The following is a 13,741-nucleotide window of genomic DNA, read 5'->3' as shown; positions in this document are numbered from 1 at the left end:
GGGGTTCAGATCGCGGAGGTGAAACCAGCGACGGGGTCCTGCGGTCGGTCCAGCTCGTCGAGAATCCGCTCCAGGCAGTGCACGAACGCGCCCTGCCTCGCCTCCCGGAGCTCGGCGAGGCTGATCTTGCTCACATCCAATTGGTGAGACAGATAATCATCGACCGTGGGTTCCATCGATTCCTCTATAGGACAATCGCATGCTAGTGATCCTGACCGGCTCCGAACGCGGCAGCTGGAGGCGGAGCAAATTTCCTAAACTAGCCCAAGGTACCAGTGGATGCCGGACAACCGGGTCAGTCTACGGCCGACGCTCCGCCCCGGACAGTCCATAGCCGGCGCGCGTACCGGGGGCTGTCCGATTTTTGGCAGTGGTCGCGGAAGTCGCGGCGCCGCGCCCGCCGCCATCCGGCGGATCACCCGCGGCAAACCTCCGCCACCGCGCCCGCTCGTGACGCCGTTGTTCGAGACGGCCGCTGGGAAGCCAGCCATCGTGGCAGATCACTGCTCCTCGCTAAACGGCTCGTCGCTCCACCGCCACCACGCCTCGTTGCCATCGATGTGAAGTAGGAACTCAGGAACCTCCTGGCCGTCCGGGTACCGAAGCGTGACGGTGTTCCGAACTGCCTCGTATGCGCGCTCCCAGGACTCCGCGTCCTCATCAACGCCATCGAGCAGCCGCAACTCCTTGGCGAAGAGCGTCCGGACCTCCGCAAGCCCTTCCCTCCGGTCGACACGAGCATTCAGCCACGTTCTGCGCACGTCCGGCCTGCCGCCGGTGTGATCAGCGATCAGAAGCCGATGAGGTTCATCGCCGAGAAGATACGGCCGGGCGGTGGCGTGCCGCGCGCAGAGACCTGAGCGAGAATGGGCCAGTTCGAATCGCAACCCTGGAAGGACCCTCCCTTGGCCGGTGGACTCGTAGCCCTGCTGGATGACGTGGCGGTGCTGGCCCGGGCCGCTGCCGCGTCGATCGATGACATCGGGGCGGCCGCCGCGAAGGCCGGCGCCAAGGCTGCGGGTGTCGTCGTCGACGATGCTGCCGTCACGCCGCAGTACGTGCGGAGCCTGGCGGCCGAGCGCGAGGTGCCGATTATCAAGCGCATTGCCGTGGGGTCGCTGCGCAACAAGTTCTTCATCATCCTGCCGGCGGTGCTGCTGCTCAGTCAGTTCGTGCCTTGGCTGCTCACTCCGATCCTCATGCTCGGCGGCGCCTACCTCTGTTATGAAGGCGCGGAGAAGGTGTGGGCCAAGATCGCCCATCACGGTGCCTCCGGCGCGGGCGAAGAGAAGGTGCAGGACGAGACGACACTGGTGTCTGGGGCGGTACGAACCGACCTGATCCTCTCGGCGGAGATCATGGTCATCAGCCTTAACGAGGTGATCGATGAGGCGTTCTGGTCCCGCCTGACGATCCTGGCTGTCGTCGCCGTCCTCATAACCGTCCTGGTGTACGGCGTGGTGGCCCTGATCGTCAAGATGGACGACGCCGGGCTGCGCCTGTCGCAAGGTTCCGGCGCCGTCGCCACGTTCGGCTGCGGTCTGGTGAGGGCGATGCCGGTGGTCCTCAGCGTGCTGACGGTAGTCGGCACCGCGGCGATGCTGTGGGTGGGTGGGCACATCCTGCTGCTAGGCACGAACGAGCTGAACCTGCACTTCCTGTACGAGGCCGTGCACCACGTGGAGGTCGCCGCCCACGACGCCACGGGTGTTCTCGGCGGGCTCGTCGGCTGGCTCGTCAACACGGTGGCCAGCGCGGTCCTCGGGCTGATCGTCGGAGCGCTGGTCGTGCTGGTCATGACTCTCACGCTGCACCGCCGCACATCCAAGGCTGCGGCTGCGACTGCGGCGGCCACGACTCGTACTGACGGCACCATCCCCGCGCCGCCGAGCCGTGCAGCTCGGCGCCGCGACGCCCCTGCGGACCAAGCGCCGCGCGGTTGACCGCGACATCACCGCAACTCGACCACGGGGGTCAGGCGTGCTGGTGCTGAAGCCCTCTGGTGCTCCAGCCGCACCCGGTGGAGTCGGAGTCTTCGCTGGTAGTGGGCCGTGTTGGCGCGGTATCGATGTCGTCGTCGCCATCGTGACCATCGATGGATGTGGCCGAAGGGTCGAATCGTGGTGATCTCATGGTCGAGACCGACTGCGATCATCGCGCTCACCGGTGCGCGAACCGCGCCAGCAGATCATGCAGACCCGTCCGCGACCCGACGATCTGATCGACCGACACAAGCGCGAAAGCTTGCCCTGGTAGCCGTGTACGGCATCAGGACCACTGGATGCGCCACACCACATTGACCTGGGTGGAACGGCACTGCCGGTACGTGGCCGCAGGTGAACCACGTCGCGTCGCCCCGTCCGAGCAGGGAACAGCAGCCGCGGGTGCGTGCGTTCCCGACTCACCGCCGATTCAGTCGTCGAGCGTCTTCAACAGCCCAAGCGTGCGCGACTCGATCAGCCGGTAACCGGCTTCGTTCGCCACGCGCAGCGCGGCCTTGGCGTGCTCGCGAGCGACGTCGGGCTGCCCGGTGGCCAGGCACACCGCCGCCAGCCCCACCAGCGCACTCGCCTCGCACCACACGAACCGGGTCTGCCGGGCCAGGTCGAGCGCCAGACGGTGTTCCTCGGCTGCCTCTGCTGGCCGTTCAGCGGCCAGTAGCACGCGACCGTAAGCCTCTCGTGCCCACGCCTCGGTGCCGGCGTCGCCGATCTCCTGCGTCAAGGCCACTGCATGTCGCGCGTCGGCGCAGGCGCGTGGTGCGCGGTCGGTCATCGACCACAACAACGCACGTCCGCTGAGCGCCGTCGCCTCGCCGTACTGGTAGCCAAGATCGCGGTTGGCGACCAGCGCCCGGTCGTACAACTCCTCGGCGGCTTCCCGGTCTCCACGGTCGCGGCGGATGCCCGCGAGGTCAACCAGAAGGACCGCTTCGTTGTACCGTGAGCCGCTTCGTTCCGCGCAGGCTAGGGCGTCCCGGATGTGCTGGTCCGCCTGTGACAGCGCGCCGAGCTGCCAGTGCGCGAAGCCGAGGTTGGCGAGGGACATGGCCTCGCCGCCGTCGTTGCGGTATTGCCGGTTGAGCTCCAAGGATCGCTGGGCGCAGTCGATTGCGGCTCGGGGATTGCCGAGGCGCTGGTGCACCGCGCTGAGATTGTTCAACAGGGCCGTGCGTCCCTCCGGCCACCGGTCATGGGCGTTGATGCGGAGGCCGTCGAGGAGGTGTTGGCGGGCTTCCTCGTATCGGCCGGCGGTGACGTGGGCGAGGGCGATGCTCAAGTGCATGCTGGCCTGGGCTGTCAGGTCGTTCGCGGCCTCCGCGGCAGCCAACCCTCTGGTGGCTGCGGACAGCCACTCGGCGCGGCGACCACGCTGGTGGAACCAGGCGCGTAGGGCGTCGGTGAGCTGCCAGACAAAGCGTGCATGCCCGTGGTCGGCGGCGTTGATCGCTGCGATGACATTGGCTGCCTCTGCGTCCAGCCACGCCAGCGCCTCGTCGGCATCGGGGAACGATTGTTGCGGGACCGGCCCGGGGAGCCTGAGGAAGTGGGGGATGAGTTGACGTCCGGCGGCGTCGGCCCTGCTGCGATAGTGCTCAAGTAGACGCTGCCGGGCGTCGTGACGGGTGGTGTCGTCGTCCTCCGTGACAAGCCGGTCCACGGCGTACTGGCGGAGCAGGTCGTGAAACCGGTATCTGTCGCCTCCCTGATGCTCGATCAGGTGTGCGGACGCGAGGGCGCGGAGTGTTCTCGTCGCGATGGGGGGCGCGACCCCCTCGAGCGCGGCGGCGACGTGGGCGGTGAAGCTGCCACCGGGGACCAGCCCGATGTGACGGAACATTCGTTGCTGAGCGGTGGGCAGGGCCCGATACGACATCGCGAAGGCCTTCGTGACCGCGCCCTCGTCGGCACCGTCGACGGTCAGGCTGGTGAGAGGACCGCCCTCATCGAGTTCCTCGGCCAGTCCGGCGATGTGGGGATGGCCGCTCGTCTGCAGGTTCGCTGCCGCTATCCGCAGTGCCAGTGGCAGGTGCCCGCAGAGGTGGGCGAGGCGGGCCGCGGCGCCGGCCTCGACCCGAACGGCCTCGTCCCCGAGCATCGCCGCCAGCAGCCGTACGGAGTCCGTCGGGCTGAGCACACCCAGCAGCAGAGATCGGGCGCCGGCCCGGACGACCAGCTCACCGAGCCGACGACGGCTGGTGATCAGGACAGTGCCGCTGGGCGGGATCAGCGGCATCACCTGGTCGGCGTCACGAGCATTGTCCAGCACCAGCAAAATCCTGCGGCCGGTCATCGTCGAGCGGAACAGCGAGACCCGGCCGTCCTGATCGTCCGGAACAACGCGGGGGTCGACACCAAGCCCACCAAGTAGCTGTCCGAGCGCGGCGGACGGTGTGACGGGTGGACGCTCGACGTCGAAGCCGCGCAGGTCGATGAACATCTGACCATCGGGGAAGGCGCCACGCACCCGATGCGCCCAGCGCACCGCCAGCGTCGTCTTTCCGACTCCGGGGATTCCGCTGACAACCCAGACCGTCGTGGCGCTGGACCCGCCCGATAGCTGGTCGAGATGGGTCATCTCGTCAGTTCTACCGATGAAACCTGGTACGTCCTGTGGCAGCTCCTCCGGACGGTGCGGGACGCTCGACAGTGCGTCGCCGCGTTCCGCCGGCAGCACCGGATCACCTCTGAGGATGAGCCGGTGCAGGCGGCTGAGCTCGCGTGACGGTTCCAGGCCGAGATCGTCGTGTAGCCGGGTGCGGAGATTGCGGTAGACCTCCGATGCTCGATCGGCCTGGCCCTCGAGATACAGGGCTGTCATGAGCTGACCGACGAGGCGATGCCGATAGGGCTGTCCGGCCACCTGGTCGGACACCTCGCGCACCACTCTCCTCGTGCGACCCAGGCGCAGCAGCGCGTCCGCCCGGTCCTCCGCAGCCGTCCAACGGGCCTCCATGAGACCGGAACAGAGCAGTCGGCGTCCGGAATCGTCGACGACGTCGAGCAGTGGTTCACCTCGCCACAGGTCCAACGCCTGGTCCAGCAACTCCACGGTGGTGGGATCGTCGGAGGAGCCTGCGGCCTGCTGCACGAGGGCGGAGAAGCGGTGTGCGTCGACGGTCGCGGGATCGGTGTGCAGCTGGTAGGCGCCGCGCTCGCTCAGCAACTGCGCGGATGCACCGGTCTGCCGGAAGGTGGCCCGTAGGCGCGAGACCATGGCCTGCACCGTCGCTCGTGCGCTGGGCGGGGGCGCCTGCGCCCAGATCAGGTCGATGAGCCGGTCCGCCGGTACCGGTCGATTGGCCTCCAGAACGAGCGCCGCCAGGAGCAGCCGGGGCTGTCGTCCTCCGATGGCGAGACGGACACCCTCGGACCAGATCTCCACCGGCCCGAGGACCCGAAACTCCATGTGCACATCCCTGCCGTCGCTGCCTGTGCGGGCCGGCGCGACTCCTCTGCAAGCATTTTGCAAGATCGCTGCATGCGCCGGCCCTGATTATGGTCGAGCCCGCTGACAGTGAGCGGGCGGTACGAGCGTGCGCTTCGCGCCGCGGCCAGCACGGGGGTGGCCGCGAACGACGAGGGGTGCGCACGGTCCGGTGCGCTTATCCGGGGGCGACGAGCGACGCATCGACTGGGCGACGGCCTTGGGGGAGAGGCAGTCGCCGATGACGTGGCGGGCTTCGAAGACCGGTGAACACCGTGTCGGACGACCCTGCCACCTCGCTTGCCACGGCGATGTTCTCCGCATCGCCGGTGTGATGGCTGCTGGCCGAGCACAACGATCCACCGGCCGGACGCGCCGTCCACCGGACGGCACCGGCACCGGCCGGTCAGCCAATAGAGGGAGTGCGATGAGAAACCCCCTGGCCCTGATCAGCGCGACAGTTGTGCTGGCAGCGGCAGTGTTGACCAGTGGCGTCGCGCAGGCGGCGCCCGATTCGGCCACGGCGCCAGCCGCCGTCGGAGCCGTCGCGCCGCCGCACACCGAACCGCCGGTCGCCGCCCCGCCGGTCCCGCGACCGACGCCGTTCAAGGAGGCGCCGCTCGGCACCGCCACCGGCAGGACGGCCGCCCCGCCCGACTTCGGCCCCGGGGAACGCGTGCTCTCGGCGTACCACCGGGGGAAGCTCTCCCGCGACGACGCCGTGCGGTATGGCCTGGCCGCGGTGCGTTCGCCCCGGTCGTTGCCGGTGCACCTTCGGCCGACCGGTGCCATCCACGACCCGCAGCGATATCTGACCTACCTGTCGATGTTGGCGGCGAGCGCCGATGCGGAGGCGGCGCGGGCCATCGCGCCAGATGTCGCGGTGCCTGCCGGCGCCGCCACGGCCGCCGACTACGACGACTGCGCCGCCGAACCGTACGACTACCTCGGGGTGACCTATCGCTGCCGGGCGTCGGCCGGCGAATTCCTCGTCCTCTACAACATCGCCGGTGGAGGCAGGCCGGGCATCCCGGCGGACGCCAACCCGAACGGCCGGGCGAAGGCGGTGCAGCATCTGCTGAACGCGCTCTCGATCGCCGTCGACGAGTATCGCGAGATGGGCTACCCGCTGCCCGTGCGGGACGGCAAGCCCTGGGTGCTGGTCTACGGCGTCGATGAGATTCCGATCGTCGGCGGGGCCGGCCTGCCCATCGACGCGCCGTTCGTCCTGCCGTTCGGCTTGAACCAGCAGGCGACCATGCTGGTGCCCAACGGGCAGGACGACTGGGACTACCTGCCGCGGCATGAGCTGTTCCACGTCATGCAGTACCAGTACTGGGATCGGTCCGACGTCGGCCTGGACTACCTGGCCCTCTTCGTGGGCGGCAAGGAATTCGGCTCGATGAACTGGTGGATGGAGGCCACCGCGGAGTGGGCGACCCGCCAGACCTACGCCCGTGCGCCGTACGTGCCCATCCCCGGCGAGGAGAAGCTGTACGCCCGCAACGTCTACGACGTGCTCAGCAAGCCCGGGGCGGCACTCAACTCCTGGGGCGGGCTGGGCGGCGGTCCACAGTATGGCGCGTTCCTGCTGCCGACCTACCTCACCGAGCAGATCGATGCCTCCTTCGTGCGACGCACGTGGGAAAGCGTCCGGGACCACGACCATCTGCCGATCGAGGCGATCCGGCACACCGCTGCGGGCTACGGCCTGAACTTCGCGGACATGCTCCTCAACTACCACATCGCCAACTATCGGCTGGCCAAGGCGAACGCCGCGCCCGCACCGACGGTGGACGCCTGGCGCATCTACGGCTACTCCGACTCCGACGCGAGCCTGTGGCGCGGCAACCTCACCGGCGCGAGCGGGACGAGCGGCGACGCCCTCGGGGGTGCCAGACCGGCCCGCAAGAGTCACTCGACGCCCGCCGGCACCCAGGTGGAGTACCAGGACATCCTGCGTAAGGGCGGTGCTGTCTACCACGACTTCCGCGCGGTCAAGAACTCCGGCGACGCGAGCTGCGGATACTGCTCGACCCTGCTGGTGGACACCACCAGGGACGCCAACCGCAGATCTGCCGTCGTCGTCTGGTCGCCGACGGGAAGCACCGGCACGCTGGCGAAGTACCCGAGCATCCACACCGTGCGCCATCCCGACGCGGGTGGACTGATCACGGTGCCGAACTTCGCGTACCCCATGGTGGCCACCCTGGTGACCACCTGGACCGAACTGGACATCCACTCCGCCGACGCGGACGGCAGCCCGAAGACGTTCACCACGAATGTGGAGAGCGTGCTGCCACTCACGGCCCGCTCGTGCGCGCTGCGTCCGCTCTCGGTGCGCAGCGTGGAGACCACCGTCGAGCCGGAGGGCACGTTCAACAGATACGCCGCCAGCACGCCGGACGGCTGGACCGGTGGCGACTCCACGTACTCGGTGAAGTTGCCGGACGGCCGGATCGTGTGGCTGTTCTCCGACACCTGGATGGGCCCGCTCAACGGCGACGGCACCCGCCCGGTGAGCGCGCCGCTGGTCAACAACACCTTCGTCGTGCAGAACGGCGGCAGCCTCACCACCTACCAGGGTGGCACCGCCGGGGCCCCTCGGGCGTTGATGCCGCCGTCGGGGCCCGGCAAGTGGTACTGGGTCGGTGACGGCCACCTCTCGGGCGGACAACTTCAAGTGGTGTACCAGGAGTACGAGCGTTTCGGCTCCGGCGCCTGGGACTGGCGGTTCAACCGCAACGTCGTCGCCAACTTCGCCCTGTCCAACCTGCGGACCCCGGTCAGCGTCCGGGAGTTGCCCTCGGCCAGCGGGGTCGCCTGGGGCTCGGGGCTGCTGCCGGCCAGCCGCAGCGGCGACGGCTACACCTACGTCTACGGCGTCGACGACTCCCCGATCAACAAGCAGATGCGCATCGCCCGGGTGTACGGCAGCGACCTCGCCAACGGCACCTGGCAGCACCACACGCCGTGGGGTTGGACGCTTCGGGAGCAGAACTCCCGCAACCTGCTGACCGGCATCGCCAACGAGTACAGCGTCACCCCCTGGGGCGGACAGTTCCTCCTCCTCAGCCAGGACAGCACCGAGGCGTTCAGCGGACAGATCAACGCCTGGACGTCCTGCTCACCGTACGGCCCCTTCACCCAGAAGACCCCGGTCTACCGCATGCCGGAACCCGGCCCGTACGGCAGCTACTGGAACCCCAACGTCATCTCCTACAACGCCCACGTGCACCCGGCGCTCAGCTCCGGTGACACCTTCATCGCCTCCTACAACGTCAACAGCATGGACACCCGCGTCTCGCCGGACGCGGATCACTACCGCGATCCGGGCATCTACCGCCCCCGCTTCTTCCGGTTCGTCCTCGGATAACTGCTGCGGTTCGGCCGGGCGTAGGACACGCCCGCCGAAACGATCGGGCATCACCGGCGCCGCTGCGTGGCGCCAAGAGCGCGACGCGACGTGGTCGCCGCCCATCGCCAGAGCTGGCGAAGGGCGGCGACCATTCGGCATTCGCCCAGGTGACGGCAGACTCTCGCCCGTCCAATGTGGCTTCATGTGGCTCATCCCTTGACTTAACCGGAAAGCGGGCGTAAACAAAGCACAAGCAAAACGAAACGGCGGTGAAACAACACGATGTACGCCGAAGAACGACAGCAGGAAATCCTTCGCATCGCCCGGGACGTGGGCCGGGTCGAGGTGGCCGGGTTGGCCGACGGACTCAACGTGACGTCGGAGACCATCCGCCGCGACCTCACCATCCTGGAGCGGGCCGGGGTGCTGCGTCGCGTCCATGGTGGAGCGATCCCGGTTGAGCGACTCGGGTTCGAGCCCGCGCTGGCGGCGCGTGACGCGGTGCTCATCGAGGAGAAGGAGCGCATCGCCAAGCTCGCCCTGAGCGAGGTGCCCGAGGAGGGCGCGATCATCCTCGACGCCGGCACCACGACCGCCCGGCTGGCCCAGCTGCTGCCGGTCGACCGGGAGCTGACCGTCGTGGTCAACTCGCCGGTCATCGCCGCGACCCTCGGTACCTACGCCAACCTCAACGTCCTGCTGTTGGGTGGGCGGGTCCGCGGGAAGACCCTGGCGACCGTCGACGACTGGGCGCTGTCGCCGTTGGCGGACCTCTACGTCGACGTTGCGTTCGTCGGTACCAACGGCATTTCGGTCGAGCGCGGGTTGACCACCCCGGACCCGTCCGAGGCGGCGGTGAAGCGGGCGATGGTTCGTGCGGCCCGCCGCACTGTGGTGCTCGCCGATCACACCAAACTCGGCAACGACTATCTGGCCCGGTTCGCTGAGCTGGCCGACGTCGACCTGCTCATCACCGACAGCCGCGCCGACCGCGACCTGGTCGGTGACCTGGAGTCCGCAAACGTCCGGGTGGTACGCGCATGATCGTCACCGTCACCCTCAACCCCAGCCTCGACCGGGCCGTGGAGGTCGACTCACTCACCCGGGGCGAGGTCATCCGGGCTGCCACAGCTCACCTCGACCCCGGCGGCAAGGGCGTCAACGTGTCCCGTGCCCTGCTGGCCAACGGGGTGCCGTCGGTAGCGGTGTTGCCGTCCGGCGGCGACGAGGGCAACCAGCTCATCCGCCTACTTCAGGCGGAGGGTGTCGAGGTCCTCGCCGTGTCGATCTCCGGAAGGACCCGTTCCAACATCACCCTGGCCGAGCCCGACGGCACGGTCACCAAAATCAACGAGCCTGGCCCGGCCATGTCCCGCGCTGAGTTCGACGAGGTGATCGACCGTGTGCTCGCCCGCGCCAGCAGCGCCGACTGGGTCGTGCTGTGCGGCAGCGTCCCGCCCGGCCTGCCCGCTGACGCCTACGCCCAGTTGTGCCGCAAGCTGCGCGCTGCCGGTGTCCGGGTCGCCGTCGACACCAGCGGTCCTGCCCTGCGCGAGGCCGCCCTCGCCGGGGCGACAGTGCTCAAGCCCAACCGTGACGAACTGGCCGACGTGGTCGGCACCCCGCTGACTGACCTCGACGACGTGGTCGATGCCGCTCAGTGCCTGCGGAAATGGGGAGCCGGCACCGTCGTGGCCAGCCTCGGCGCTGACGGCGCTGTCCTGGTCGACGCCGACGGCGTCCGCACCGGCACCTGTCCGGTCGCCCGGCCCCGCAGCACAGTCGGTGCCGGCGACGCGCTGCTCGCCGGGTTCCTCGCTGCCGGCGCCCAGGGTGCCACCGCTCTCGCTGAGGGCCTCGCCTGGGGTGCCGCCGCGGTGAGCCTGCCCGGCAGCCGGATGCCCGGCCCCGCAGACCTGTTCCGCCACCACGTCACCATCCACCCCTAGCCGGACGAGCTTCTTCCCCCGCGGCCGTCTGGTCCGCCCCTCGATGAAGGAGATACCCCCGTGACCTCCTCCTCCTACACACCAGAGGTACAGGGCCAGGGCCTCAGGGCCACTGTGCAGCGCCTCGGCGGCTACCTGGCCGCGATGGTCATGCCCAACATCGGCGCGTTCATCGCCTGGGGCCTGATCACCGCGATGTTCATCCCGACCGGCTGGATCCCCAACAAGACCCTGGCCGAACTGGTCGGCCCGATGATCAGCATCCTGCTACCGGTGCTCATCGGCTACACCGGCGGACGGCTGGTCCACGGCCAGCGCGGTGCCGTCGTGGGTGCGGTGGCGACAATGGGCCTCGTCGTCGGCGCGGACGTGCCGATGATCCTCGGCGCGATGATCATCGGGCCACTCACGGCGTACGTCCTCAAACTGTTCGACGGCCTGGTCGAGAACCGGATTCGTCCCGGCTTCGAGATGCTCGTCGACAACTTCAGCGCCGGCATCATCGGCGCCGCGATGGCCATCGGAGGCGTCTACGGCATCGGCCCGGTGGTCGAATGGCTCACCAAGCAGGCCGGTTCGGGCGTCGACTGGCTCGTCGGCAGGGACCTGCTGCCGCTGACCTCGGTGCTCGTCGAACCCGCCAAGGTGCTCTTCCTCAACAACGCCATCAACCACGGCGTGTTCGGCCCGCTGGGCATCGCCGAGGCGGCCGACAAGGGCAAGTCGGTCCTGTTCATGATCGAGTCGAACCCCGGCCCCGGCCTCGGTCTGCTGCTCGCCTTCATGGTCTTCGGCCCCCGCGCACTGCGCCCCAGCGCCCCGGCCGCGATCATCGTGCAGTTCCTCGGCGGCATCCACGAGATCTACTTCCCGTACGTGCTGATGAAGCCGAAGCTGATCCTCGCCATGATCGCCGGGGGTGCGGCCGGCGTCGGCACCTTCGTGATCACCGGTGCGGGGCTGGTCGCCACCCCCTCGCCGGGCAGCATCTTCGCGTACCTCGCGGTGACCCCCAAGGGCGGCCACTTCGGGGTCATTCTCGGCGTCGTGGTCGCCGCCGCCGTCACCTTCGCTGTCGCCTCGGCCCTGCTCGGCTTCGGGCGCGGCGAGCCCGTCGCGGACGCTGTCGGCCCTGACGAGGAGACGGCAGTGCGCCCGGAGCAGGAGAGGGCCGTCGACCCCGACGAGACCCTCGACAAGTCGGCGAAGCAGGAGGTCTGAACACATGTCCACCATCAACGGCACCGAGATCAAGAAGGTCGTCGTGGCCTGCGACGCCGGCATGGGCAGCAGCGTGATGCTGGCCAGCCAACTTCGGCGGCAACTGGCGAAGAACGCGGTGACCGTCGAGCACACGCCGGTCAACTCGATCCCCGCCGACGCGGACGTGGTCATCTGCCACCAGGGGCTCGTCGCCCGGGCCCGGGTCAGCGCGCCGGACACGGTGATCGTGCCGATCCAGGTGTTCATCGGCGACCCGGCCGTCACCAGGGTCGTGAACGCGGTGCAGCGCGGCGGTGAGCTCAGTGGCTGAGCTGCTGGCCCGTGACGCGATCCGGCTCGACGAACGGGCCGGATCGCGGGACGAGGCGATCAGCCGCTGCGGCGCGGTACTCGTCGAGGTCGGCGCGGTGGCCCCGGCGTACGTGGACGCGATGCTCGCCCGCGAGCAGAGCGTCTCCACGTACATCGGGGAGGGCGTCGCCATCCCGCACGGCACGCTGAACAGCAAGGAGTCGGTCCAGCGCGACGCCCTCGCGGTGCTGCGCTTCCCCGACGGCGTCGACTGGGACGGGTTCGACGTGCGGGTCTGCGTCGCCATCGCGGCCGCCGGCGACGGGCACGTGGACATCCTCGCCCAGCTCGCCACTGTGCTGATGGACCCGGCGCAGGCGCAGCGGCTACGAGAGTCGACGAGTGTCGATGACGTGATCACCATCCTTGAGGGGAACCCATCGTGAAGGTCGTCCGATTCCACGCACCCGGTGACGTCCGCATCGAGGACGCGCCCGAGCCCACGCCGGGCCCCACCGACGTGAAGATCCGCGTCCGGGCATGCTCCACCTGCGGCACCGACGTGAAGATCTCCCGCTTCGGCCACCACCACATCGCCCCGCCGCGCGTCATGGGCCACGAGATCGCCGGTGAGATCACCGAGGTCGGTGCCGACGTCACCGGCTGGCGGCCGGGGGACCGGGTCCAGGTCATCGCCGCCATCCCCTGCGGTACGTGCGCGGAGTGCCGGCGCGGCCGGATGACCGTGTGCCCCAACCAGGTGTCGATGGGATACCACTTCGACGGCGGGTTCGCCGAACACATGGTCGTGCCGCACAACGTCCTCGCCGTCGACGGGCTCAACCGCATCCCCGAGGGACTCAGCTTCGCCGAGGCGTCCGTCGCCGAACCCCTCGCCTGCGTCCTCAACGGCCAGAACCTCGCCGGTGTGAGGAAGGGCGACGACGTGGTCGTCGTGGGCTCCGGGCCGATCGGCTGCCTGCACGTCCGCCTGGCCCGGGCACGCGGCGCGGCCCGGGTGTTCCTCGTCGACCTCAACCGCGAACGCCTCGACCTGGCCGCCAACCTGGTGCAGCCGGACGCGGCGATCTGCGGCGCCGAGACCGACGTCGTCGACGCGGTGCTCAAGCTCACCGAGGGCCGGGGTGCCGACGTCGTCATCACCGCCACGGCCGCCGGCGCCGCCCAGGAGCAGGCGGTGCAGATGACCGCACGGCAGGGCCGGATCAGCTTCTTCGGCGGCCTGCCGAAGGACAAGCCGGTCATCTCCCTGGACTCCAACCTCGTGCACTACCGCGAACTGACCATCGTCGGTGCCAACGGCTCCAGCCCGGAACACAACAAGGAGGCGCTGCGACTCATCGCCGACGGCTCCGTGCCGGTCGCCGATCTCATCACCCACCGCCTGCCGCTCGACCGCGCCCTCGACGCCTTCGGCATCGTGGCGCGGGGCGAAGCGATCAAGGTGACGATCGAACCGTAGGAGGATCCG

At 69.0% G+C, this 13,741-nt stretch carries 11 protein-coding genes; 8 read left to right on the top strand and 3 right to left on the bottom strand.

Going from position 1 to position 13,741, the window contains the following annotated elements:
* Positions 1–5: 5 nt before the first annotated feature.
* Entirely contained in the window at positions 6–134 is a 129-nt protein-coding gene (fxsA, locus tag KBX26_RS10145) for an FxSxx-COOH cyclophane-containing RiPP peptide (protein ID WP_231639982.1), read from the bottom strand.
* A gap of 366 nt (positions 135–500) precedes the next feature.
* On the bottom strand, positions 501–761 hold the full coding sequence (locus tag KBX26_RS10140; RefSeq protein ID WP_307857787.1) for a hypothetical protein: 261 nt from the start codon (positions 759–761) through the stop codon (positions 501–503).
* Positions 762–905: 144 nt separating this feature from the next.
* Between KBX26_RS10140 and KBX26_RS10135 the strand changes: the two genes are divergently transcribed.
* Positions 906–1,943: a DUF808 domain-containing protein gene (locus KBX26_RS10135; protein ID WP_210865274.1), complete on the top strand. Its 1,038-nt coding sequence runs from the start codon at positions 906–908 to the stop codon at positions 1,941–1,943.
* Between the two features lie 469 nt (positions 1,944–2,412).
* On the opposite strand, the gene KBX26_RS10130 is transcribed toward KBX26_RS10135, so the two are convergent.
* A complete protein-coding gene (locus KBX26_RS10130) occupies positions 2,413–5,409 on the bottom strand; it encodes a BTAD domain-containing putative transcriptional regulator (RefSeq protein ID WP_210865273.1) in 2,997 nt (998 codons plus the stop codon).
* A gap of 445 nt (positions 5,410–5,854) precedes the next feature.
* Between KBX26_RS10130 and KBX26_RS10125 the strand changes: the two genes are divergently transcribed.
* The 7 genes from KBX26_RS10125 to KBX26_RS10095 all read left to right on the top strand — a co-directional run bounded on the left by KBX26_RS10125 (position 5,855) and on the right by KBX26_RS10095 (position 13,732).
* Entirely contained in the window at positions 5,855–8,803 is a 2,949-nt protein-coding gene (locus tag KBX26_RS10125) for a hypothetical protein (RefSeq protein ID WP_210865272.1), read from the top strand.
* 264 nt (positions 8,804–9,067) lie between these two features.
* Positions 9,068–9,829, top strand: a complete 762-nt coding sequence (locus KBX26_RS10120) for a DeoR/GlpR family DNA-binding transcription regulator (RefSeq protein WP_210865271.1) — start codon at positions 9,068–9,070, stop codon at positions 9,827–9,829.
* Positions 9,826–10,734, top strand: coding sequence for a 1-phosphofructokinase (gene pfkB / locus KBX26_RS10115; protein WP_210865270.1), 909 nt, complete (start codon positions 9,826–9,828; stop codon positions 10,732–10,734). The genes KBX26_RS10120 and pfkB overlap by 4 nt, the downstream gene beginning before the upstream one ends.
* Before the next feature lie 60 nt (positions 10,735–10,794).
* The gene (mtlA, locus tag KBX26_RS10110; RefSeq protein ID WP_210865269.1) at positions 10,795–11,955 is read left to right on the top strand and encodes a PTS mannitol transporter subunit IICB; all 1,161 of its coding nucleotides are present in this window, start codon (positions 10,795–10,797) and stop codon (positions 11,953–11,955) included.
* 4 nt (positions 11,956–11,959) lie between these two features.
* The gene (locus tag KBX26_RS10105) at positions 11,960–12,268 is read left to right on the top strand and encodes a PTS lactose transporter subunit IIB (protein WP_210863704.1); all 309 of its coding nucleotides are present in this window, start codon (positions 11,960–11,962) and stop codon (positions 12,266–12,268) included.
* A complete protein-coding gene (locus KBX26_RS10100; protein WP_030328519.1) occupies positions 12,261–12,695 on the top strand; it encodes a PTS sugar transporter subunit IIA in 435 nt (144 codons plus the stop codon). The genes KBX26_RS10105 and KBX26_RS10100 overlap by 8 nt, the downstream gene beginning before the upstream one ends.
* Complete coding sequence (locus KBX26_RS10095) at positions 12,692–13,732, top strand: zinc-dependent dehydrogenase (RefSeq protein WP_210865268.1); 1,041 nt, start codon at positions 12,692–12,694, stop codon at positions 13,730–13,732. The genes KBX26_RS10100 and KBX26_RS10095 overlap by 4 nt, the downstream gene beginning before the upstream one ends.
* Positions 13,733–13,741 lie beyond the last annotated feature (9 nt).

It is taken from the genome of Micromonospora sp. C97, from assembly GCF_018070385.1.
Lineage (GTDB): Bacteria > Actinomycetota > Actinomycetes > Mycobacteriales > Micromonosporaceae > Micromonospora > Micromonospora parva.
The sequence above is the reverse complement of the archived record's forward strand: the minus strand, read 5'-3'. Positions and strand labels throughout refer to the sequence as shown.